Below are 22,041 nucleotides of genomic sequence, written 5' to 3' on the forward strand. Positions count from 1 at the left end.
TTTCGTCCTTCGGATCAGAAGCTGAAGCCCGGTGCGGCGTCCTTGGAACGCTTTCCGGAGTCTCGGGCGGCGATGGGCGGCAGGGCGGCCGATGTCTGCGGGCCGGGTGCCGGAACGGGGCCGTTAGGCGCGCGACTTGGCATCGGGGCGCGGGCGCCGCTGATGCCGTCATGCATCTGCTCCAGGAACAGACCCTGGCCCTCATTGGCGTTGCGGAACCCATCGGTCGGCAGGCGCACGTCGGATGCGTTGATCGGCTTCACCAGATAGGGGGTGACGACGATGACCAGTTCCGTCTCGTGGCGCTGGAAACTGCGCGACTTGAACAGGCTGCCCAGGATCGGCAGGTTGCCGATGCCGGGAACCTTGTTGATATTATTTGCCGTATCGTTGTTGAGCAGGCCAGCGATCATGAAGGCCTGACCCGAACCCAGTTCCACCGTGGTTTCGGCGGTCCGGCTCTTGAGTGCCGGTACGCTGGAGTCGACCGAGAAGTCGAGGCTCGACACCGTCGGGCGGACGCGCAGCGAGATGCGGCCATCGGCCAGCACGGTCGGCGTGAAGGCCAACTGCACGCCATATTGCTTGAACTCGATGCTGTTGCCCTGCGTGCCGTTGCTGACCGTATAGGGATATTCGCCGCCCGCCAGGAAGCTGGCGGTTTCACCCGAAAGCGATGTCAGATTGGGTTGGGCGAGGGTGGTCGCAAGGCCGCTCGATTCCGCGAGGTCCAGCACGGCGCCAATATCCAGGCCCAGCACGCGCGCGACACCGCCAAGGCTGTAACCGCCATCCGCGGTGAAGTTGAATGTTCCCCCACCGCCTGCGTTGAAGGTGAGGGCGTCGCGCGTGCCGCCGCCGATGCCGCCCGCCCACTTGCCTCCGCTGACGTCTTGCGATTTCCAATTCATGCCGATCTTGTGCCCGATATCGCGGGACACTTCGGCAATCTTGACCTGCAGGTTGACCTGCAGCGGCGTCGCGGTGCGCAGGCGGCTGACCACCGTCACATCCTTGCCGACGAATGCCTGGGTCAGCCGTTCGGCCTCCGCCGCATCTTCCGGCGCGGCGATGGTGCCGGTCAGCAGGACCATGCCGTTCATCTTGTTGACCGCGATATCGGCGTTCGGCATCGCCAGCTTCAGCATCTGATCGACGCTGGTCAGGTTGTTGCCGACGCGCACCGTGCCGGAAAACAGCACCTTGCCGTTGGTTGCCGTGACAAACACAGTGGTTTCGCCGGCCGCTTTCGCGATCAGGTAAAGCTGGTTCTGCGACCGGACATGGACGTCGACGACATTGGGATCTCCGATCACCACGTCCGACATCTTGGACGGCAGGTTGATGACCTTGCTTCCGCCTACGGAGAGCAGGATCGCATTATCCTGCATGGCGGCAGGCGCAGCGTTGAGCGCGGTGGTCGGCGCTGCGGCGGCGGCAACCGCCAGGCCGATCGCAATGGCCGGGCCGAGCAGCGGCCTGGCCGCGCCGGTATGGACAGTGAACCCCTTCATCTTACTTCCCCCCGACCGGAACGACGGTCACACTGGTGCCGCGGGCGATGCGGATCACCGGGCCTTGGCCCACGGCAGCCATGGAGGGCGCGCCGCCCATGGGAACGCCGCCTGCGGGCATGGCTTGCAAAGGCTTGGCGGGGACGCTGCTACGCTGGTAGCGCGAAACGTCGGCGCCGGTGGAATAGGTGCCGCCCTTGTCGACCGGGCGGGCCGAGAGGCTGGCGAGCAGCTTCTTTTCGGCATTGGGATTGCTGGCAGCGGACAGGTCGACATCGCTGCCCGCAATGGCCGCGTCCAGTTCCGACGAATTGTCGGCCAGCGAACGCAGCGTGAGCGAGAGCGAGCCGATGGTCTGCGCCACCGCGATCTTCTCGGCAATCTTGGGCGTCACTTCGATGGTGACGTTGGAATAGGTCTGGACGACGGGCTTGCCGTCGGCGCCCAGCGCGTCCATGCGCTGGTCGGTGGCAAGCACGCGCAGATTGCGCAGGATGGTTTCGGACACTTTGAGCGGTTCGCCATCGCCACCGCCGCTGACGCTCTGAGTCAGCATCAGGTCGACGCGGTCGCCCGGAAAGACGAAGCCCGCGACCGAATTCTGCGCCGACACCGGCACGGTCACGGCGCGCATGCCCGGCCCGAGCGCCGCAGCCAGGAAGCCGCGCTCGCCCGGCTTGATCACCGAACCCAGCGTCATCGGCTGACCGGCGGAAATGGCGGTGCGGATGACGCTGCCCACCAGTTTCTGCGGATCGGACTGGCCCTTGATATAATAGGCCTGTTCGACAAGATCCTTGGGCCAGGGCTGGAAGCGGAAGCTTTCCGCGTCCAATATGGTGCCCACCGGCAATGCCTTGGTCGCGACCAGCACATGGGGCTGGTCCGCTTCGACAGGCATGGACGATGCGCCGGCCTGAGGCGTGCCCGACGAACTCAGCATGTTGCGTGCGAGCAAGGCTGTAGTGATCGCTATGATAAGCGCCCCCACCAGCAGCACGATCTTCTTGGCATCCATGATGAAATTCGCCTCCCTCAATCAGACGAGTTGCGTCCGAGCCCCGGATATTCACGCAAATTGGTTAATATATCGTTCGCCAAGCAGCCAAAGCGCGGCGAACGAGATCGCAATGCCATAGGGGATTTGCGGCTGACCCAGCCGCCGGGTCATGCGATGGTGCACGACAGTCACGATGGTGACGACGCCCCCCAGCACCGCCATCAGCATCAGCATCGACAAGGTCGCCTGCCACGGGAACCAGAGCGCCAGCGCGCCCAGCAACTTCACGTCGCCGCCACCCATGCAGCCAAGAGAGAACAGCACGGCAAAGGCGATGAACACGATCAGGGCTGTCAGCAGTTGCACCGCTATGCCCGGCCACAGCGGCAAACCGCAGGCCAGCCACCAGAGCGGCGCCAGCGCGGCCACCGTCAGGTTCAGCCGGTTGGAGATGATGCGTGACCGCAAATCGGTGACAGACGCCACGATCAGCAGCAGTGCCAGGGCGCCGATCAGCGCCATTCTGAAAATATCCCCCGTCATGGATTCGAAACAGTAGACCCGATGGCTTACCAAAGCGTAACCATGCCGCCGATGGATTCGCCCCGCTCCGTTCCCGCCCTGTTTGATCGCCGCGCCTGGCCGATGGACGGGCGGCTCGATTACTGGACTGCCCCCGACGGCTGGCCGCTGCGTCGCTATCGGCTGGGCGATGGCGCGCGGGGCCGGATGCTGGTGCTGGGCGGCCGGGGCGACATGATCGAGAAATATCTCGAAGTGATCCACCATTGGGCCGGACGCGGATGGGCCGTCACCAGCTTCGACTGGCGTGGGCAGGGTGGTTCCGGGCGACTGACCGACGATCCGCTTTGCGGGCATATCGGGGATTTCGGTCAGTGGATCGCTGATCTCGACGCCTTCGCCGCCGACTGGCGCGCGGAAGGAGAGGGGCCAACAGTGATCGTCGCGCACAGCATGGGCGGGCATCTGCTGCTGCGCGCCCTGGCCGAGGGGATGGCGTCGCCCGATGCCGCCGTGACGGTCGCGCCGATGATGGGGGTGCATAGCGCGCCCTTGCCACGCTGGCTGGCGGTGGCGATTGCCGAGACGATGTGCGCTTTGGGCTTTGACCGGAAGCAGGCCTGGACGCAGAAGGAGGAGTCGGAGCGCCAGCGGCACATGCGGCAAAAGCGTCTGACCCATGATCCGGAGCGCTATGCCGATGAGCTGTGGTGGCGCGACCATAGCCGGGACGTGGCGCTGGGGCCGCCGAGCTGGAAATGGGTGGAGCAGGCGTTGCATTCGACCCATGCGCTGGAGCAGGGGCGAGGGATCGAGGGGATTGCGGTGCCCTTGCTGATTCTGGCCGCGCAGACCGACCAGCTCGTTTCGACACCTGCCATCAGGCGGATCGCGGCCCGGATTCCGGGCGCGCGGTTGCACGTCTATGGGCGTGAGGCGGCGCATGAAATATTGCGGGAGCTGGACCCGGTGCGGCTGGATGCGCTGGCGCGGATCGACGGCTTTCTGGATGAAGTCGCGCCCCGATGAACAGGCCCGATATCGTCATTGTCGGCGGCGGGATCGCCGGGGCGAGCCTTGGCGCGGTGCTGGCGGAGCATGCCAGCGTGCTGATGCTGGAGATGGAGGCGAGCGCGGGCTATCACGCCACTGGGCGGGCGGTTTCCTTCTGGGAGGAAACCTATGGCGGGCTGGCGGTGCAGCCGCTGACCACCGCGTCGGGGCCAATGCTGGCCGCGCCCGATCCGGAATTTTCCGACGCTTCCTTTCTGACGCCGCGCCGGACACTGCATGTCGGGCGGGCGGGCGATGTGGCGGCGCGGGATCGGCTGCTAGAGGAATTTGGTGGCAAGGTGGCCTTGCATCTGGTCGATCCTGCCGCGCTGGTGCCGGGACTGCGGCCGGAATGGACGCTGGGCGTGCTGGAGCCGGGGGTGTGCGACATCGACGTGGCGGCGCTGCATCAGGCCTGGCTGCGGCGGTTCCGGCGCCTGGGCGGAGAGGTTCGGTTGGCGACGGCGTTGCGGCGGGCCGAGGCGTTGGACGATGGCTGGCGGATCGAAACGGATGAGGGCGCGATCGACTGCGGTGTTATCGTCAACGCGGCGGGCGCCTGGGCGGACGATGTGGCCAGAGCCTGCGGGGTGGCGCCGATTGGGATCACGCCTCTGCGGCGGACGGTGGTGCAACTGCGCGTGCCAGCCATGCCCTCCGCCGATCTGCCGCTGGTCATGGACCTCGCCTCGCAATTCTATTTCAAGCCGGAGGGGGAGGGGCGCGTCTGGTTGACTCCTCATGATGAGGAACCCTCACCGCCTTGCGATGCCGCGCCTGAGGAACTGGCCGTGGCTGAGGCAATCGCGCGGTTCGAGGCGGTGGTGGATTGGCCGGTGGAGGCGGTGGAGCGCAAATGGGCGGGACTGCGGAGCTTCTCCCGCGATCGGGCGCCAGTCTATGGTTTCGATCCGGCGGCGCGGGGCTTTTTCTGGTTCGCGGGACAGGGAGGATTCGGCATCCAGACCTCTCCCGCCGCCGCCTTGCTGGCTGCGGGTCTGCTCAGGGGCGAGGCGCCGTCATGGGCAGTTGCCAGCATCGATCCGGACCCCTATTCTCCGTCCCGGTTTCGGTAACGCAACAAGCCCGGAGGATGGACCATGGCGCACAAGTTCGTGATCGAGAAGAACAAGGCCGGCGAGTTCGTCGCCAAGTTCAAATATAATAGCGAAACGATCTTCTGGACCGAAGGCTATACCAACAAGGCCGGGGCGAAGAATGCGATCGAATCCATCCAGAAAAACGGCCCCGGCGCGGCGGTCGAAGAAGCGGAATAAGGTTTCGGAACGTCCGATTACTGGGCTTTGTCGGCACGCCGTCCCACGGCCTGCCGGCTCGCCAAACCCATCATCGCGAAGCCCGCGATCGATGCGATGATATTAGCGCTCGCCGCTCCGATCGTTCCATAGATCGGCAGCAAGGCCGCCTGCATTCCCAGCAGAAGCGCCGTCGAAATCAGCGTGATGCGCAGCGACAAGCTGGCCCGGTCGGTCGCCATCAGCAGCGGGCGATAGCTCACGCCGACCAGATCGATGCAGGCCGCGACGCCCAGCAGCAGCAGCAGGGGATAGGCGGGCAGAAATTCCTTGCCCGCGATCAACCCCAGCAGAGGATGCCCGATGGTCAGGATCAGGGCGATGATGACCGCGCCCGCGATCAGCGCCAGCCGGTTCGTCCGCCGGAACAACGTGCCCAGCGCTTCATGGCCATGGCTCGAATGCGTGCGGCTCAACTCCACGAAGATGCTGCGCGACAGCAGGCTGGAAATCTTGGTCAGGGAATTGGCGAGCTGGTTGGCCAGCCGATACAGCCCCGCTCCCGCCGGACCCACAAACAGCCCGACCACCAGCACGGCCACCTGCTGGCCGACCGAAGACAGGGTCGTCTGCAAGTTGGTCGCCGTGAGAAAACCGACAATGCCGGGATTTTCCGCGCGGGCATCCCAGGCGCTGCCCCTCCGCCAACTCCCCAGTTTCTCACCCCCCACGCGCAGCGCCAGCCACCAATAGCTGACCGCGCACAGCAATTCCGCCGCACCCCAGGCGATCAGGAAACCGGTCACGTCGGGCATCAGCACCCAGGCCAGCCCCGCGCCGATCATGCGTCCGACCGGGATCATCGTCTCCGCAAAGGCGCCGGAATCGAAGCGGTCGAACAACCGCAGCACGCCGGTCGGACTGGACCGGATGGTGATCATCATCACCATGCAGAAGATCCAGGCCTGCCACCCCATGGCGGACGACAATTCCATCAGCGATCCGAAGGCGAGGATGATGAAGGCCGCGATCAGCCCGCCCGCCACGGCCGAGGCCAGGTCGATCAGGATGCAGAAGCGCAGCACCCGGTTCAGCGCATCGCCATTGCCTGCGGCCAGATGCGGCTGGCCGTAGCGCACCACGATCTGCCAACTGTCGAAGCTGACCAGCGTCTTGATGACGTTGGCGGCGCTCAGCACCAGCGCGAACCGGCCGAAATCCGCGACGCCCAAGGTTCGCGTGACGATGGCCAGATAGGCAAGGCTGAGCACCGCGCCCACGCCTTTGCCGCCTAGTAGCCAGCCGGTGTTCGCCAGAATGCGGGCGAAGCCTTCCTGAGCGCTACCCGATCCGCGCTTGCTCTTCACTTGAGTTCCGGCCTTTCCCTGGCGCGCCGATCGACCGGCGCGCGCCTATCTAGGATCGGCCAGGGTGCGATGCAACACACGCTGTTCCTGGCGTTCCATTTGCGTTAAGGGGGCGCCCCATGACGATTTCCAAAGCCATCATCCTTTCCGCAGGCCAGGGTTCGCGTCTGCTTCCGCTGACCCGCGACGTGCCCAAATGCATGATCGAGTTTAACGGCCGGACCCTCATTAGCTGGCAGGTCGCCGCGCTGGTGGCCAATGGCGTGACCGATATCGTCGTCGTCACCGGCTTCCGCACGGAACGGGTGGAGGATCATGCGCTGCAACTCTATCGCGAAACCGGCGCGCGCATCCGCACCGTGTTCAACCCCTTTTTTCAGGTGGCCGACAATCTGGGCACCTGCTGGATCGTGCGGGAGGAGATGGACCGCGACTTCATCATCCTGAACGGCGATACCATCGTCTCGGACGAGATCGTGGGCAAGCTGATCGATGGGGCTGAAGACGCCATCACCGTCACCGTGGACGTCAAGCCCGGCGACTATGACGATGACGACATGAAGGTGAACCGGGACGATACGGGCCGCCTGCATGCGATCGGCAAACGGTTGCTGCCGCATGACACCAATGCCGAATCCATCGGCATGCTGGCTTTCCGGGGCGAAGGGCCGGCGATCTTCCGCAACCAGATCGACCAGATGATGCGCACGCCCGAAGGCGTGGAGCGCTGGTATCTGCGTGCCATCGACATCATCGCCAAGGGCAATCGCGTCGGCACCGTCTCGATCGAGGGGCTGGACTGGCAGGAAGTGGACTTCCCGCAGGATGTCGAGGCGGCGAAGACGCTTACCGCCCGGTGGCTGGCCGAGAGCCGTTACGCGAAATAGGGTTTGAGCCAGGCGGTCAGCGCGGCGATCTGCTCGGCGCTGAGCTTCACCGCACTGCCGAGGTCGGGCTGCCCTGGCCATCCGGCGTCGGTGATCACAAGGCCCGCATGATCGCGGCTGCCCTCATGGCGGGGCAGCACATGGAAATGGACATGCGGGTCCACCATCATCAGCATCAGATAATTGATCCTGGCATAGCCTACCGTCTGCCCGAGCGCGCTTTCGATCGCCTTGGTCACGGTCGCCAGTTCGGCATGGGCCTCCGGCGGCAGGTCGCCAAAGGCTGTGGCGTCGGACTTCGCCGCCAACACCAGCGACCCCAGCGTCGGCTGGGCGGGGCGCAGCAACACCACCCAATGCGCGAACTCCGCGATCAGCGTGGCGGGAAAGCCGAATTTCTCGATGGTCGCGTTCATGCCCTTGCCTCCATCCAACTGACTATGGGCTGCCCGGAGCGCTTCGCGCCATAGGCCTGCATCAGCCGCACGGCATGAACGACCAGCGACAGGATGGTCCACCAGGCGAGAGCGATCAGCCCGATATCCGGTCGCCCGGCCAACAGCGCGACGAACAGGATCACCATATTCGGATTGCGCCGCGCCGTGATCAAGCGGAACCAGCTATCGAACCGGCCCCAGACATGGATGTCCATCCCGAAATCCTTAATGAACATCCCCTCGATCAGCCGTTGCAGCACATAGCCCGCGATCACCGCCGCCATGACCAGCGCGAACGTCTGCGTCGACAGCGCCAGCCCCCAGGCCGAAAGCCCCACGCCCCAGAAATACCACCAGAAGGGCGGATGGACGAGGTCGACGCCATGGTCCGCCACATTGCCCCATTTGGACGAGGTGATGGTGCAGCGGGCAAGCTTTCCATCCACCGTATCGAGCACCATGAAGACGAACCCGGCGAGCATGCCCGTCCAGTAAAGCCCCTGCGCGAAGAACCAGGTCGCCGCCACGCAGAGCGTCGCGCCGATTGCCGTCACCATATTGGGCGTCATGCCGATCGAGGCCGCCAGCCGCGTCAGCCACAGCGCCAGTTCGGGCCAGAGATATTTGGTGAGGAGGTCCGTGACGCCCTTATAGGCGCCAAAATAGCTGCGCCGCTCAATCTCCCGCCGGGTCGCGGGGGTCAGTTCCTTGACGAAGGGCTGCTCCAGCTTGCGCAGTTGCCGGTTGTAGAGCTTCCGCCCGTCGGACAGGTCGACGACATGCGCCGCCTTCAGCGGATCGCTGCCCGCAGGCACCTGTCCGACGACCGGCGCGGCGCCCCAGACGAAGACCGTTCCCGGTTCCTCCAGCGCCAGCCGCAACAGCATGGGGTCGAAGGCATAGCCGAGGTTGAACAGAAGCTCATGTCCCTCCGCCAATATGCTGCCGTTCTGCGCGGCGCTTTCGGCCATGCGGCGGCAGCGTTCGGCGTTGGACATGCCCCAGATGCGGGTCGCATTGTCGCCCAGCAGCCGCACCGGCCCCAAAGCGGTCGTGATCGTCTGCGTCATAGGGCGGCCGTCCTTTCGGATTTTCGGGCAAAATCCAGGATGAGGTCGGCCTGCCGCTCCGAGGCGGGGGTGGGGGATCGGTCGATGGAATCGGACATGGCCGCTTCCTGAGCATCAACGAACGCCGCTTGCAAGTCCGCGGCGCGCTCCAGCGCCTGGGGCAATGCCGCCATATCCTCGATCACCGGCCCCAGCCGCCAGTGCGTGAAGGTCTCATCGCCGCGCCAGTCGCACCGTTCGAGGTTCAGGAAGATGCACGGGCGAGGTTCGAGAAGGAACTCGTAGACCTGGCTCGAAACGTCACCCAGATAGACATCCGCACTCATGGTGTAGCTCATGTCGATCGAATGGCGGCTGCCCATGTCGACGCGGATATGCGGGGCAGTGGTCCGGATGGGAGCGGCGCGCGCGGCGAGCTTGGTATGCGGGGCGATGATGACGTTCCAGCCCTCCAGCGCCTCCAGCGTGGCGAGTACCTCCTGTCCATGCCGGACCCATGACGAAAGCTTTGCATCGAAATGGGGATTGTAGAGCAGCACCGGCCGATCATTGTCGAAGAAACGCTGTCGCGGCGCCTTCAGCTCGAACTTGGCATAGCCGCCGACGGCGCAATTGTCCGGCGTGCAAAGACCCCGGCTGATCATGCGCCGCCGGTCCTTTTCTCCACCCACCAGGGTCAGGTCGAAGGCGGCATGGCGCGCCTTGTAGCCGCCCTCGCGGTCGCCCGCGCCATGTTTGATCAGCGCCATGCGTGAAGAAAAACCCGGCACCTTGCGCAACCAGCCGCTCGATATCTCGGTCGTGACCAGCAAGGGATAGCGGCAGATGGTCGAATAGTTGAGCGCCAGCGTCAAAAGCCGCGAAGGCTGCCGGAACAGCGAGTCGGGCGGGGAGGGAAGGCGGCGCAGGCGGACGAGGTTGAGCGCCCCGTCAGGATCGTAGCTCGCCGCCAGGTCCAGAATGCTGGCGGATGGCGAAAGCACATGCACCTTGGCCCCCGCCCGGTGCGACAGCGCAAGCGCAGCGGGCAGCCAGTGGTAGATTTGATGGGCTTCGGCAATGGCCAGAAAGGCTATGTCGGTTGGCAAAGGCGGGCTCTCCAGGATGTGCTGCGCCGTAACGACAGAAACGGCTTCAAATCAAGCAAGCCCGTTTTTGCATTGCGTCAGTGCTGGACCTTTGCAGATTTTTTGTTATGCGCAACGCCGACTGAAGGATCATCCGAAGAGGCGTGACGAGCAATGGCCGAATTTGCGTTGCCCAAGAACAGCAAGATCAGCGCCAAGGGCGTAACCCACAAGGCGCCTGACGGCGCCACCAACGTCAAGAGCTTCAAGGTCTATCGCTACGACCCCGACTCCGGCCAGAACCCGCGCTACGACACGTTCGAGATCGATCTCGACAATTGCGGCCCGATGGTTCTGGACGCGCTGCTGAAGATCAAGAATGAATATGATCCGACGCTGACCTTCCGCCGCTCCTGCCGTGAAGGCATTTGCGGTTCCTGCTCCATGAACATGAACGGCCGCAATGGCCTGGCCTGCACCACCTCCATCGAGGAATGTTCGGGCAAGGAAGTGCGCGTCACGCCGCTGCCGCACATGGACGTGATCAAGGATCTGGTGCCCGATTTCACGCATTTCTACGCGCAGTACAATTCGATCAAGCCCTGGCTGCAAACCGTCAGCCCGCCGCCGAGCGGTAAGGAGCGGCTCCAGTCGCCCGCCGACCGCGAAAAGCTGGACGGCCTTTACGAGTGCATTCTGTGCGCCTGCTGCTCGACGAGCTGTCCCAGCTACTGGTGGAACAGCGACAAATTCCTGGGCCCGGCGATTCTGCTCCAGGCCTATCGTTGGCTGGCCGACAGCCGCGACGAATATACCGGCGAGCGTCTGGACGAATTGGAAGATCCCTTCCGCCTCTATCGCTGCCACACCATCATGAACTGCGCGAATGTATGCCCCAAGGGTCTGAGCCCGGCCAAGGCGATCGCGGAAACCAAGAAGATGATGGTCGAGCGGCAGCTCTGATAGGGTGAGCGACGGAGCAGGTCATCTGAGCCCCGTGGCCGATGGGCCATGGGCTGGCTGGCTGTCCTGGACCGACACGGTGCCGGGAACGTTCCTCGACTCGGCCATCGGCACCAGCTATTCGCGCAGCGATGCGGCGGGCAAGGCGACGGTCATGCTGGAAAGCCGGCCGTCGCACGCCAACCGGCTGGGCGCGCTGCACGGCGGCTTTCTCGCCGGTTTTGCCGATCATGCCTATTTTGCCGCGCTGGCGGCTATGGGCCGGCCGGAACAGGCGGCTGCGGTGACCGTTGACCTTTCCATGCAATATTGTGGTTCAGGCAAGATAGGGCCGCATCTGTGTGCGGAAATCGAATTACTGCGCGAGACGGGGCGGTTGATGTTCCTGCGCCTGACCATTTCACAGAATGATGAACTGATCGCGGCATCGACCGCGACCGTGCGCAAGGCGTCTGTCGCGAAGTGACCAGCGTCATCGCCCGATATGACGCGCTCGTCGCGGCAGGCGAATTGCGGCCCGATCCTGATCAGCGGGCGGCGGCGGAGAGACTCGACCGGCTGCAGCACGAACTGGAAGCGACGCCACCGCGTGGTTCGACGCTGTGGAAGCTGCTGCGCAAGGTGCCGGAACCGCCACGCGGCCTCTATATGTGGGGCGGCGTCGGGCGGGGCAAATCGATGCTGATGGACCTGTTCTTCGACACGGTTCATGTCCAGCGCAAGAAGCGCGCGCATTTCCACGAATTCATGCTCGACGTGCATGCCCGGCTGGCGGAGGCGCGCAAGTCGGAGACGGGCGATCCTATCCCGCCGGTGGTCGAGTCGCTGGCGGAGGAAGCGCGGCTGCTTTGCTTTGACGAGATGGTCGTCAACAATATGGCCGACGCCGCCATCATGTCGCGGCTGTTTACGGGTTTGCTCGAAAAGCGGGTGACGATCGTCACCACCTCCAACCGCGAGCCGGACGAACTCTACAAAAACGGTCTCAACCGCCAGCTTTTCCTGCCTTTCATCGATCTGATCAAGTTGAAGCTGGACGTCATGACGCTGAACGGGCCGACCGACTACCGGCGCGATCGCCTGGGCGATGCCGAGCTTTGGCATGCGCCCAATGGTCCGGCGGCGACCAAGGCGCTGTCCGAAGCCTTTTTCCGCCTGACCGACTATCCAGTCGAGGATCGCGCCAAGGTTCCGGCCGAAGACATAAAGGTGCGGGGCGGACGCACGCTGCATGTGCCCAAGAGCCTGAAGGGCGTGGCCGTCTTTTCCTTCAAGCGCCTCTGCGCCGAGGCGCGCGGCGCGCCCGATTATCTGGCGATCGCGCGCAAATATCATAGCGTCATCATCGTGGGCATCCCCGTGCTGGGGCCGGAAAAGCGCAATGAGGCGGCGCGCTTCGTGACGCTGATCGACGCGCTGTACGAATATAAAGTGAAACTGCTCGCTTCGGCGGATGCGGAGCCTGCGCGGCTTTATCCGGAAGGCGACGGCGCGTTTGAATTTGAGCGCACCGTATCGCGCCTCATGGAAATGCAGTCGGACGACTATCTGGCCCTGGGTCACGGAGAGAATGGCCAGGGCGAGAAATAATCTCGGCCTGCCGGACGTCCGTTCATCTCGTAACAATCTATTATCAGGAAAAAAGAGCCCGCACGCTCCCCCAAAGGGAAGCGTGCGGCAGGTGGCCGCTGTGGGGAAGGGCCATGCGCCAGGGTAGGAGCGCTTGGGCGACAGAGGCAAAAGCCCCATTAATGCAATTGCGAATAAATTGCAAAGATAATTTGGAATCAGCGCTTTTGCGCGGTTGAAACCTCGGGCAGATAGGCCTAAGCGCTTCGGCAATTCCGGTTTTCATGGCTTGGAGGATGATTACATATGGCCCGTAAGAAGATCGCGCTTATCGGCGCTGGTAATATCGGTGGTACCCTCGCGCATCTCGCGGCTCTCAAGGGGCTTGGTGACATCGTCCTCTTCGACGTCGTTGAAGGCGTGCCGCAGGGCAAGGCGCTCGATCTGTCGCAATGCGCTTCGGTCGAAGGCTTCGACGCCAAGATCACCGGATCGAACGACTATGCCGACATCAAGGACGCCGATGTCATCATCGTCACCGCCGGCGTCGCCCGCAAGCCGGGCATGAGCCGCGACGATCTGCTCGGCATCAACCTCAAAGTCATGAAGGCCGTGGGCGAGGGCATCGCCGCCAACGCCCCCGACGCCTTCGTCATCTGCATCACCAATCCGCTGGACGCGATGGTGTGGGCGCTGCGCGAATTTTCCGGCCTGCCGCACAACAAGGTCGTCGGCATGGCGGGCGTTCTCGACTCGTCGCGCTTCAATCATTTCCTGGCGGAAGAGTTCAACGTGTCGGCCAAGGACGTCACCAGCTTCGTGCTGGGCGGCCACGGCGACACCATGGTCCCGGTGATCGAATATTCGACCGTCGCGGGCATCCCCGTTCCCGACCTCATCAAGCAGGGCCGTTCCACCAAGGAGCGCATCGACGCCATCGTCCAGCGCACCCGTTCGGGCGGCGGTGAGATCGTTGCGCTGCTCAAGACCGGCTCGGCCTTCTATGCGCCCGCCACCAGCGCGATCGCCATGGCTGAAGCCTATCTGGGCGACAAGAAGCGCCTGCTTCCCTGCGCCGCGAACCTGACCGGCCAGTATGGCGTCAACGACCTCTATGTCGGTGTGCCCGTGATCATCGGCAAGGACGGCGTCGAGCAGGTCATCGAGATCGCGCTGGACGACGAGGCCAAGGCGAACCTTCAGCTGTCGGTCGACGCCGTCAAGGAACTGCTGGAAGCCTGCAAGGGCATCGATCCTTCGCTGGCCTGATCCTTTTTCAAGAGCTGCACCAGTCCGTCCCAGGTGAGTGCGCACCCTGGGGCGGCCTGCCTTTAGACCCAAAGTGCCACGTCCACAGAAGATAAAGGGACTAACATGTCCATTCTGGTGAACAAGAACACCAAGGTCATCACCCAGGGTATGACCGGTGCCACCGGTACCTTCCACACTGAAACCGCGCTTGCCTATGGCACGCAGATGGTCGGCGGCGTCACGCCGGGCAAGGGCGGCACGACCCATATCGGTCTGCCCATGTTCGACACCGTAGCCGAAGCCAAGTCGAAGACCGGCGCCGACGCTTCGGTCATCTATGTTCCGCCACCGTTCGCCGCGGACTCGATCCTGGAAGCGATCGACGCGGAAATTCCGCTGATCGTCTGCATCACCGAGGGCATTCCGGTGCTGGACATGGTGAAGGTGAAGCGCTCCCTGTCGGGCAGCAAGTCGCGCCTGATCGGCCCGAACTGCCCCGGCCTGCTGACGCCCGGCGAATGCAAGATCGGCATCATGCCCGGCAACATCTTCTCCAAGGGTTCGGTGGGCGTCGTGTCGCGTTCGGGCACGCTGACCTATGAAGCCGTGTTCCAGACCACCAATGCGGGTCTGGGCCAGACCACCGCAGTCGGCATCGGCGGCGATCCGGTCAACGGCACCAACTTCATCGACGTGCTGGAACTGTTCCTGGCTGACGACGCCACCGAATCGATCATCATGATCGGTGAAATCGGCGGCGACGCGGAAGAACAGGCTGCCCAGTTCCTCATCGATGAGGCCAAAAAGGGCCGCAAGAAGCCGATGGCCGGTTTCATCGCGGGCCGCACGGCGCCTCCGGGCCGCCGCATGGGCCATGCCGGCGCGATCGTGTCGGGCGGCAAGGGCGATGCCGAGAGCAAGATCGCGGCGATGGAAGCGGCCGGCATCAAGGTTGCCGCCAGCCCGTCGGAACTCGGCACGACCCTGCTGGAAGTGCTGAAGGGCTGATCAAGCCATGTGAGATGGCCGGGCTGCACCCCGGCCATCTGTTACCCCGCTCCGCGACTGCACGCGGTCGGCATGGGACGTGAAAAATGGGCTACGAGAACCAGGATTTCGAGATTGAGCGCGGGCCAAGCTGGGCGCGCACCAACTGGCCGCCGATTGATACGGACGACCTGACCGGGGCGCTTGACCCCACGCAGATGCAGGTGGCCGTGAAGGCCGCCGCCAAGGCTGCGGGCAAGGCGGTTTCGGATACGGATGCCGTCAGTGCGGCCGACGATGCGATCCGCGCGCAGATGCTGATCCGCACCTATCGCGTCCGCGGACATCTGGCCGCCAATCTCGATCCGCTGGGCCTGACCCAACGTGACCTGCCGGCGGACCTGACGCCGGAATATCACGGCCTGACCGATCTGGATAAGAAGGTCTATCTGGGCGGCACGCTGGGCGTGCAATATGCGACCGTTCGCGAGATCGTGGCGATCCTGCGCACCAATTATTGCGGCAATGTCGGCCTGGAATATATGCACATCGCTGATGTGGAGGAGCGCCGCTTCCTGCAGGATCGCCTGGAGGGCAAGGATAAGGAAATCCACTTCACGCCGGAAGGCAAGAAGGCAATCCTGTCCAAGGTGATCCACGCCGAACAATATGAGAAGTTCCTGGGCCGCAAATATGTCGGCACCAAGCGCTTCGGCCTGGACGGCGGCGAATCGATGATCCCGGCGCTGGAAGCCATCATCAAATATGGCGGCGCGCAGGGCGTGCGGGAGATCGTTTACGGCATGGCCCATCGCGGCCGCCTGAACGTGCTCGCCAATGTGATGGCCAAGGGCTTTCGAGTCATCTTCCACGAATTTTCGGGCGGCACCGCCAATCCCGAAGATGTCGGCGGTTCGGGCGACGTGAAATATCACCTCGGCACTTCGACCGACCGGGAATTTGACGGCGTCAAGGTTCACATGTCGCTGGTTCCCAACCCCTCGCACCTGGAAACCGTCGATCCGGTGGTGCTGGGCAAGGTCCGCGCGCAGCAGACTTTCCGCGACGACCTGACCAAGCATGAGCAGGTTCTGCCCGTGCTGATCCATGGCGACGCGGCATTTGCCGGCCAGGGCATCGTTTGGGAATGCCTCGGCTTCTCGGGCGTTTCCGGTTACAATACCGGCGGTTGCATCCACTTCATCGTCAACAACCAGATCGGTTTCACGACCTCGCCGCAATTCTCGCGCGGGTCGCCCTATCCCAGTGACGTCGCGAAGGGCGTTCAGGCGCCGATCCTGCACATCAATGGCGACGATCCTGAAGCCGTCACCTTCGCGTGCAAGCTGGCGATGGAATATCGCCAGACCTTCCACCGCGACATCGTGATCGACATGTGGTGCTATCGCCGCTTCGGTCACAATGAGGGCGACGAGCCTTCCTTCACCCAGCCGCAAATGTACGCGAAGATCCGCCAGCATCCGCCCGTCAGCGACGTCTATTCGGCGCGGCTGAAGGCTGAAGGCGTGGTCGACGACGATTTCGTCAACCAGGTGACGGGCGATTTCGTCAACCATCTGGAGGAAGAGTTCGAGGCGGCGAAGAGCTACAAGCCCAACAAGGCGGACTGGTTCGCCGGTCGCTGGTCGGGCCTGCACAAGCCCGCCGACGCCGAAACCACCCGCCAGAGCGTCGAGTCCGCGATCAGCCAGAAGCTGTTCGACAGCCTGGGCAAGACGCTGACGACGATCCCGGAAGGCCATAACGTCCACAAGACGTTGAAGCGCGTGATCGACGCCAAGGCGGAGATGTTCAAGACCGGCGAGAATTTCGACTGGGCGACCGGCGAGGCCTTGGCTTTCGGTTCGCTGCTGTCGGAAGGCTATGGCGTCCGCCTGTCGGGTCAGGACTCCGGCCGCGGCACTTTCAGCCAGCGTCACGCCGTCTGGACCGATCAGGATACGGAGAACAAGTACATCCCGCTCTCGACCGTGCCGCATGGCCGTTTCGAGGTGCTGGACTCGCCGCTCTCCGAATATGGCGTGCTCGGCTTCGAATATGGCTTCGCGCTGGCGGACCCGAAGAGCCTGGTGCTTTGGGAAGCGCAGTTCGGTGATTTCGCCAACGGCGCGCAGATCATCTTCGACCAGTATATCGCTTCGTCGGAGACCAAGTGGCTGCGGTCCAACGGCCTCGTCTGCTTGCTGCCGCATGGCTATGAAGGGCAGGGTCCGGAACATAGCTCGGCCCGTCTGGAGCGTTATCTCCAGCTTTGCGCGGAAGGAAATATCCAGGTCGCGAACATCACGACGCCGGCCAATTATTTCCACGTCCTGCGCCGTCAGATGCTGCGGCCCTTCCGCAAGCCGCTCATCATCATGGCGCCCAAGTCGCTGCTGCGTCACAAGTCGGCGGTCAGCAAGGCTGAGGACTTCCTGGGCGAAACGCACTTCAAGCGCATCCTGTCGGACCCCAATGCGGCGCCCGACCAGGATACCAGGCGGCTGGTTCTGTGTTCCGGCAAGGTCTTCTACGACCTGATGGAAGCCCGTGACGCTGCTGGCGACACGGACGTGCAGATCGTTCGCATCGAACAGATCTACCCGTTCGCGACCGAGGCTCTTGCCAAGCGCATCGAGCGCATGACGAAGCTGGAGCATGTCGTCTGGTGTCAGGAGGAACCGCGCAACAACGGCGCCTGGTTCTTCGTGGAGCCTTATATCGAGGAAGCGCTGGCCCAGGCCGGCAAGGCGCCGATGCGCGCCCGCTATGCCGGTCGCAAGGCCTCGGCGTCGCCCGCAACGGGCCTCGCCAAGCGCCATGTGGCCGAACAGGGCGCCCTTGTTGCCGATGCGCTGGGTCACAGCGTCCGTGAAGAAATCCGTCGCCAGAAGAAAGGCTGAACAAGCTCATGGCCACCGAAGTCAAAGTCCCCACGCTGGGCGAATCCGTTACCGAAGCAACCGTTGGTCAGTGGCTCAAGAAGCCCGGTGAGGCCGTGAAGGCCGACGAGCCCATCGTGTCCCTGGAAACCGACAAGGTCGCGGTCGACGTGCCCGCGCCGGTTGCGGGCGTGCTGGGCGACATCGTTGCCAAGGAAGGCGACACGGTTCAGGTCGGCGCGCTGCTGGCCTATGTGAATGCGGGCGCGGGCGCGGGCGCTGCGGCTGCTCCTGCCGCAGCGCCCGCCGCCAAGGCGGAGGCTGCTGCAACGGCGCCAGCGGCTTCGGTTGCGGCGCCTGTCGCTTCCGATGAGGACGAAGGCGGCAATCTGACCCTGTCGCCGGCGGTTCGCCGTCTGGTGCTGGAACATGGCCTTGACCCGAGCAAGATCAAGGGCACCGGCAAGGATGGCCGCCTGACCAAGGACGATGTCGTCGCCGCTGCCGCTGCGGGCACCGCCAGGGCTGCCGCTTCGGCCCCTGCCGCAGCGCCTGCCGCCGCCGCTCCCGCCGCCGGTCCGAGCCGTGCGCAGGAACGCGTCAAGATGACCCGCCTGCGCCAGACCGTCGCCAAGCGGCTGAAGGAAGCGCAGAACAACGCCGCGTTGCTCACCACCTACAACGACGTCGACATGACCAACGTCATCGAGGCGCGCGCAAAGTATAAGGATCTGTTCGAGAAGAAGCACGGCGTCCGTCTGGGCTTCATGGGCTTCTTCACCAAGGCGGTCTGCATGGCGCTGCGGGACATCCCTGGCGTCAATGCGCAGATCGAGGGCGACGAGATCGTCTATAACGACTTTGCCGATATCTCGGTGGCGGTGTCGGCGCCGAACGGTCTGGTCGTGCCCGTGATCCGCAATGCGGAGAGCCTGAGCGTTGCCGAGATCGAGAAGACCATCGGCGGCTTCGGCAAGAAGGCCAAGGATGGCACGCTCACCATGGAAGACATGAAGGGCGGCACCTTCACCATCTCCAATGGCGGGGTCTTCGGTTCGCTGCTGTCGAGCCCGATCATCAACCCGCCGCAGTCGGCGGTGCTGGGCCTCCACCGCATCGAGGACCGTCCGGTCGTCCGCGATGGCCAGATCGTCATCCGCCCGATGATGTATCTGGCGCTCAGCTATGATCATCGTCTGATCGACGGTCGCGAAGCGGTGACCTTCCTCGTCGCGGTGAAGAATGCGATCGAAGATCCGACCCGCCTGTTGATCGACCTGTAAGGTTCGTCCATTCATCCCGTTCGGGCTGCGCCTGTCGAAGCCCCGTCCTTTTTATGGGACGAAAGAAGTAATGCCCTTTGACAGGTTGGACCGAGGCAGATGACTCGGTCCAAGGGCGAACGGAGATTGTTATGGCTGACTTCGACTATGACGTCCTTATAATCGGCGCGGGTCCGGGCGGCTATGTTGCCGCGATCCGCGCCGCGCAGCTTGGCCTCAAGACCGCCTGCGCCGAAAGCCGCGAGACGCTGGGCGGCACATGCCTCAATGTCGGCTGCATTCCGTCCAAGGCGCTGCTGCACGCTTCGGAACTGTATGAGGAAGCCGCGAACGGCGCGCTCGCCAAGCTGGGCGTGAAGATCGACAAGATGAGCCTGGACCTCGACACCATGCAGGGCCAGCGCAAGGAAGCGGTGAAGGGTCTGACCGGCGGCATCGAATATCTGTTCAAGAAGAACAAGGTCGATTGGCTGAAGGGTCTGGCGACCTTCACCGGCGCCAACACTGTGGAAGTCGCGGGCAAGAAGGTGACGGCGAAGAACATCGTCATCGCCACCGGCTCGTCGGTCACGCCGCTTGCCGGAGTCGCGGTCGACAACAAGGGCGGCAAGATCGTCGATTCGACCGGCGCGCTGGAACTGGACAAGGTTCCGGGCCATCTGGTCGTCGTCGGCGGCGGCGTCATCGGGCTGGAACTGGGTTCGGTGTGGCGTCGCGTCGGCGCGAAGGTGACCGTTGTCGAATATCTCGACCAGATCCTGCCCGGCATGGACGGCGAAGTCCGCAAGGAAGCGAACAAGATCTTCAAGAAGCAGGGCTTCGAGTATAAGCTCGGCACCAAGGTCACGGGCGCTGAGGTCGGCAAGAAGGGCGTGACGCTGACCGTCGAACCTGCTGCCGGGGGTGCGGCCGAGAAGATCGAGGCCGATGTCGTGCTGGTGTCGATCGGTCGCCGTCCGAATACGGAAGGCCTGGGCCTCGACAAGATCGGTCTGGAACTCAATGCGCGTGGTCAGATCGAAACCGATCATGAGTTCGCGACCAAGGTTCCCGGCGTCTGGGCGATCGGTGACGTCATTCCGGGGCCGATGCTCGCGCACAAGGCCGAGGATGAAGGCATTGCCGTCGCGGAGAATATCGCTGGCCTGACCGGCATCGTGAACCATGACGTGATCCCGTCGGTGGTTTACACCAAGCCGGAAATCGCTGGCGTGGGTCTCACCGAAGAAGCCGCCAAGGAAAAGGGCGCGGTCAAGGTCGGCAAGTTCCCGATGCTGGCGAACAGCCGCGCCAAGACCAATCATGAGCCGGATGGCTTCGTGAAGGTGATTGCCGATGCCGAGACCGACAAGGTGTTGGGCGTTTGGATCATCGCTTCGGTTGCGGGCACGATGATCGCGCAGGCGGCGCAGGCGATGGAATTCGGCGCGTCGAGCGAAGACATTGCCTATACCTGCCATGCGCATCCGACGCACAGCGAGGCGATCAAGGAAGCGGCCATGGCCGTGACCGGCAAGCCGATCCATATTTGATCGGCGCCTGCTTCGCGGGGGAATGAGGAGGCTGCCCTTTTGGGGCGGCCTTTTTCATTTTGGAGCCAGGTGAGGCCGGCGCTTTAAGCGTTGCAAGCCCGGGATTGCGGATCGACGGTGGCTGTGTCCGGTGCCGACAGCGCCCGCCGTACGCAAACCCGGTTGCGGCCGCGCGTCTTGGCCTCATAGAGCGCCGCGTCGGCCCGCGCGATGGCGTCATGAATCGAGGCATCCCCGCTCTGGGCGGTCGACAGGCCGAAGCTGGCGGTGAGAGGACGCGACAGGCCGAATTGGTCAGCGACTTCTTGCGCGATGCTCTCGCGAATTTCATTGGCGATCCCCGCCGCCCGGGCTGCATGGGTATCGGGCAGGAACAGCACGAATTCCTCGCCACCGAAGCGGGCCGTTACGGCGCTGGCGGGGGCAAACCGGGCCAATATTCGGGCCAGCGAGACGATCACGCGATCGCCCAGGGCGTGGCCATAGACATCGTTGATCATCTTGAAATGATCGATGTCGCAGACGATGAGGCTGCCCTGCATCGGCAGCCTGCGTATACGTTGGTTGATGGCATCGTCAAAACCCCGCCGGTTGAGCAGGCCGGAAAGCGGATCGTGCAGTGCGTCGCGCTGATAACGGGTGAGCAGATCGAGCATGTTCGCCGCGAGCGCGGCCAGAGCGAGGAAAAGGCCGAAAATGCAGGCCAGCGCCTGCATCAGAAAGGCATAGTCGCTGCTCTGGAAGCTGCCGCCCGACAAGGTGAGCGGCACAGTGCTGCCGCGCGCCAGATTATCCAGCGCAACCAGCGCCGTCGCGCTGAACAGGATGCGGTCGGACCAGTTGCCGAGATGATCCTTGCCCGCGACCAGCGGCAGGCCGATCAGCAGGAAACAGCCAAAATCGGACGCAACCAGTTCGAGGGGCAGATTGCCCAGCGCAAGAGCGACCGCACAGAGCAGCAACGACAAAGCCCAGATCGCGATCCGCGCCCGCAGCAGCCAGTTCGGTCGCCATCGCTCCAGCAGAGCCTGGCTGAACAGCAGGAAGCCGCTGGCGAACAGCAGGTCCGCCACGAAACCCCAGACGGGCGTGGGAACCAGCGCGAATCCCGCCGGCACCGCAAAACCGCCCGCCACGCAGATATAGGCGCCGCTCCAATATCCGGCGGCGCGCACGCGCAGGCTCCAGACAAAGCCGAAAACCACGCCGAAGCTTGCCATCATGACGGGCAGGAAGAAGGCGAAATTCTCTCCCACTCTGTTGGGCCTGTTCCTTTTATCGTCGAAGGTCGTGCGCGCGTCAGCCTGACTTACACGCCGGGCAAGCGGTATAAGCTGATCCTTAACAAATATTTCCGGATCGGATGAGATGTTAGTCCGATTTGGATGAAATTTGCGGTAG

20 protein-coding genes are annotated in these 22,041 nt (G+C 63.7%); 12 read left to right on the forward strand and 8 right to left on the reverse strand.

Annotation, left to right across the window (positions count from 1 at the left end; translation table 11 throughout):
- Nucleotides 1–14: 14 nt before the first annotated feature.
- Genes VVT58_RS02625 through VVT58_RS02635 form a run of 3 tightly spaced genes read right to left on the reverse strand, consistent with a single transcriptional unit; the run spans nucleotide 15 to nucleotide 3,057 of the window.
- Nucleotides 15–1,514: a type II and III secretion system protein family protein gene (locus VVT58_RS02625; RefSeq protein WP_087573367.1), complete on the reverse strand. Its 1,500-nt coding sequence runs from the start codon at nucleotides 1,512–1,514 to the stop codon at nucleotides 15–17.
- 1 nt (nucleotide 1,515) lies between these two features.
- Entirely contained in the window at nucleotides 1,516–2,532 is a 1,017-nt protein-coding gene (cpaB, locus tag VVT58_RS02630; RefSeq protein WP_327751791.1) for a Flp pilus assembly protein CpaB, read from the reverse strand.
- A 51-nt stretch (nucleotides 2,533–2,583) separates the two neighbouring features.
- Nucleotides 2,584–3,057 (reverse strand): prepilin peptidase, encoded by a 474-nt coding sequence (locus VVT58_RS02635; RefSeq protein WP_327751792.1) that lies wholly within the window; start codon nucleotides 3,055–3,057, stop codon nucleotides 2,584–2,586.
- A 42-nt stretch (nucleotides 3,058–3,099) separates the two neighbouring features.
- On the opposite strand from VVT58_RS02635, the gene VVT58_RS02640 reads away from it, so the two are divergent.
- From VVT58_RS02640 to VVT58_RS02650, 3 genes are read left to right on the forward strand one after another with little or no spacing between them, the layout of a single operon-like run.
- Nucleotides 3,100–4,065, forward strand: coding sequence for an alpha/beta hydrolase (locus tag VVT58_RS02640; RefSeq protein ID WP_327751843.1), 966 nt, complete (start codon nucleotides 3,100–3,102; stop codon nucleotides 4,063–4,065).
- Complete coding sequence (locus VVT58_RS02645; RefSeq protein WP_327751793.1) at nucleotides 4,062–5,165, forward strand: FAD-dependent oxidoreductase; 1,104 nt, start codon at nucleotides 4,062–4,064, stop codon at nucleotides 5,163–5,165. Before VVT58_RS02640 ends, VVT58_RS02645 begins: the two co-directional genes overlap by 4 nt.
- 24 nt (nucleotides 5,166–5,189) lie before the next feature.
- Complete coding sequence (locus VVT58_RS02650; RefSeq protein WP_087573365.1) at nucleotides 5,190–5,366, forward strand: DUF1508 domain-containing protein; 177 nt, start codon at nucleotides 5,190–5,192, stop codon at nucleotides 5,364–5,366.
- A gap of 17 nt (nucleotides 5,367–5,383) precedes the next feature.
- On the opposite strand, the gene VVT58_RS02655 is transcribed toward VVT58_RS02650, so the two are convergent.
- The gene (locus VVT58_RS02655) at nucleotides 5,384–6,712 is read right to left on the reverse strand and encodes an oligosaccharide flippase family protein (RefSeq protein WP_327751794.1); all 1,329 of its coding nucleotides are present in this window, start codon (nucleotides 6,710–6,712) and stop codon (nucleotides 5,384–5,386) included.
- 119 nt (nucleotides 6,713–6,831) lie between these two features.
- Here VVT58_RS02655 and VVT58_RS02660 point away from each other — a divergent pair, with 119 nt between their 5' ends.
- Nucleotides 6,832–7,599, forward strand: coding sequence for a phosphocholine cytidylyltransferase family protein (locus VVT58_RS02660; RefSeq protein WP_327751795.1), 768 nt, complete (start codon nucleotides 6,832–6,834; stop codon nucleotides 7,597–7,599).
- On the opposite strand, the gene VVT58_RS02665 is transcribed toward VVT58_RS02660, so the two are convergent.
- From VVT58_RS02665 to VVT58_RS02675, 3 genes are read right to left on the reverse strand one after another with little or no spacing between them, the layout of a single operon-like run.
- On the reverse strand, nucleotides 7,587–8,015 hold the full coding sequence (locus VVT58_RS02665) for an HIT family protein (RefSeq protein WP_327751796.1): 429 nt from the start codon (nucleotides 8,013–8,015) through the stop codon (nucleotides 7,587–7,589). The genes VVT58_RS02660 and VVT58_RS02665 overlap by 13 nt on opposite strands.
- A complete protein-coding gene (locus VVT58_RS02670) occupies nucleotides 8,012–9,106 on the reverse strand; it encodes a CDP-alcohol phosphatidyltransferase family protein (RefSeq protein WP_327751797.1) in 1,095 nt (364 codons plus the stop codon). Before VVT58_RS02670 ends, VVT58_RS02665 begins: the two co-directional genes overlap by 4 nt.
- Nucleotides 9,103–10,194 (reverse strand): glycosyl transferase, encoded by a 1,092-nt coding sequence (locus VVT58_RS02675; protein WP_327751798.1) that lies wholly within the window; start codon nucleotides 10,192–10,194, stop codon nucleotides 9,103–9,105. The genes VVT58_RS02670 and VVT58_RS02675 overlap by 4 nt, the downstream gene beginning before the upstream one ends.
- Nucleotides 10,195–10,347: 153 nt before the next feature.
- On the opposite strand from VVT58_RS02675, the gene VVT58_RS02680 reads away from it, so the two are divergent.
- From VVT58_RS02680 to lpdA, 8 genes are all read left to right on the forward strand, one after another.
- Nucleotides 10,348–11,136 carry a succinate dehydrogenase iron-sulfur subunit gene (locus VVT58_RS02680; protein WP_066558598.1) on the forward strand — a complete coding sequence of 263 codons (789 nt, stop codon included), beginning with the start codon at nucleotides 10,348–10,350 and terminating at the stop codon, nucleotides 11,134–11,136.
- Between the two features lie 4 nt (nucleotides 11,137–11,140).
- Nucleotides 11,141–11,602, forward strand: coding sequence for a PaaI family thioesterase (locus tag VVT58_RS02685; protein WP_405053719.1), 462 nt, complete (start codon nucleotides 11,141–11,143; stop codon nucleotides 11,600–11,602).
- Nucleotides 11,599–12,726: a cell division protein ZapE gene (gene zapE, locus VVT58_RS02690; RefSeq protein WP_327751799.1), complete on the forward strand. Its 1,128-nt coding sequence runs from the start codon at nucleotides 11,599–11,601 to the stop codon at nucleotides 12,724–12,726. The genes VVT58_RS02685 and zapE overlap by 4 nt, the downstream gene beginning before the upstream one ends.
- Nucleotides 12,727–13,011: 285 nt before the next feature.
- Nucleotides 13,012–13,974: a malate dehydrogenase gene (mdh, locus tag VVT58_RS02695; protein WP_327751800.1), complete on the forward strand. Its 963-nt coding sequence runs from the start codon at nucleotides 13,012–13,014 to the stop codon at nucleotides 13,972–13,974.
- A gap of 105 nt (nucleotides 13,975–14,079) precedes the next feature.
- Nucleotides 14,080–14,964, forward strand: a complete 885-nt coding sequence (sucD, locus tag VVT58_RS02700) for a succinate--CoA ligase subunit alpha (RefSeq protein ID WP_046764645.1) — start codon at nucleotides 14,080–14,082, stop codon at nucleotides 14,962–14,964.
- A gap of 86 nt (nucleotides 14,965–15,050) precedes the next feature.
- On the forward strand, nucleotides 15,051–17,846 hold the full coding sequence (locus VVT58_RS02705) for a 2-oxoglutarate dehydrogenase E1 component (RefSeq protein ID WP_327751801.1): 2,796 nt from the start codon (nucleotides 15,051–15,053) through the stop codon (nucleotides 17,844–17,846).
- A gap of 8 nt (nucleotides 17,847–17,854) precedes the next feature.
- Nucleotides 17,855–19,108 (forward strand): 2-oxoglutarate dehydrogenase complex dihydrolipoyllysine-residue succinyltransferase, encoded by a 1,254-nt coding sequence (odhB, locus tag VVT58_RS02710; protein WP_327751803.1) that lies wholly within the window; start codon nucleotides 17,855–17,857, stop codon nucleotides 19,106–19,108.
- 131 nt (nucleotides 19,109–19,239) lie between these two features.
- Nucleotides 19,240–20,640, forward strand: a complete 1,401-nt coding sequence (gene lpdA / locus VVT58_RS02715; protein ID WP_327751804.1) for a dihydrolipoyl dehydrogenase — start codon at nucleotides 19,240–19,242, stop codon at nucleotides 20,638–20,640.
- Nucleotides 20,641–20,723: 83 nt separating this feature from the next.
- On the opposite strand, the gene VVT58_RS02720 is transcribed toward lpdA, so the two are convergent.
- The gene (locus VVT58_RS02720; RefSeq protein ID WP_327751805.1) at nucleotides 20,724–21,896 is read right to left on the reverse strand and encodes a GGDEF domain-containing protein; all 1,173 of its coding nucleotides are present in this window, start codon (nucleotides 21,894–21,896) and stop codon (nucleotides 20,724–20,726) included.
- Between the last annotated feature and the right edge of the window lie 145 nt (nucleotides 21,897–22,041).

The sequence above is a fragment of the Sphingobium sp. SJ10-10 genome (genome assembly GCF_036038995.2).
Lineage (GTDB): Bacteria > Pseudomonadota > Alphaproteobacteria > Sphingomonadales > Sphingomonadaceae > Sphingobium.

Coding starts and splice junctions, on each gene's coding strand:
- odhB (WP_327751803.1), top strand. CDS start 17,855: ATGGCCACCGAAGTCAAAGTCCCCACGCTGGGCGAATCCGTTACCGAA.
- VVT58_RS02625 (WP_087573367.1), bottom strand. CDS start 1,514: ATGAAGGGGTTCACTGTCCATACCGGCGCGGCCAGGCCGCTGCTCGGC.
- VVT58_RS02705 (WP_327751801.1), top strand. CDS start 15,051: ATGGGCTACGAGAACCAGGATTTCGAGATTGAGCGCGGGCCAAGCTGG.
- VVT58_RS02670 (WP_327751797.1), bottom strand. CDS start 9,106: ATGACGCAGACGATCACGACCGCTTTGGGGCCGGTGCGGCTGCTGGGC.
- VVT58_RS02660 (WP_327751795.1), top strand. CDS start 6,832: ATGACGATTTCCAAAGCCATCATCCTTTCCGCAGGCCAGGGTTCGCGT.
- VVT58_RS02635 (WP_327751792.1), bottom strand. CDS start 3,057: ATGACGGGGGATATTTTCAGAATGGCGCTGATCGGCGCCCTGGCACTG.
- mdh (WP_327751800.1), top strand. CDS start 13,012: ATGGCCCGTAAGAAGATCGCGCTTATCGGCGCTGGTAATATCGGTGGT.
- sucD (WP_046764645.1), top strand. CDS start 14,080: ATGTCCATTCTGGTGAACAAGAACACCAAGGTCATCACCCAGGGTATG.
- VVT58_RS02665 (WP_327751796.1), bottom strand. CDS start 8,015: ATGAACGCGACCATCGAGAAATTCGGCTTTCCCGCCACGCTGATCGCG.
- VVT58_RS02680 (WP_066558598.1), top strand. CDS start 10,348: ATGGCCGAATTTGCGTTGCCCAAGAACAGCAAGATCAGCGCCAAGGGC.
- cpaB (WP_327751791.1), bottom strand. CDS start 2,532: ATGGATGCCAAGAAGATCGTGCTGCTGGTGGGGGCGCTTATCATAGCG.
- VVT58_RS02645 (WP_327751793.1), top strand. CDS start 4,062: ATGAACAGGCCCGATATCGTCATTGTCGGCGGCGGGATCGCCGGGGCG.
- VVT58_RS02640 (WP_327751843.1), top strand. CDS start 3,100: ATGCCGCCGATGGATTCGCCCCGCTCCGTTCCCGCCCTGTTTGATCGC.
- lpdA (WP_327751804.1), top strand. CDS start 19,240: ATGGCTGACTTCGACTATGACGTCCTTATAATCGGCGCGGGTCCGGGC.
- VVT58_RS02650 (WP_087573365.1), top strand. CDS start 5,190: ATGGCGCACAAGTTCGTGATCGAGAAGAACAAGGCCGGCGAGTTCGTC.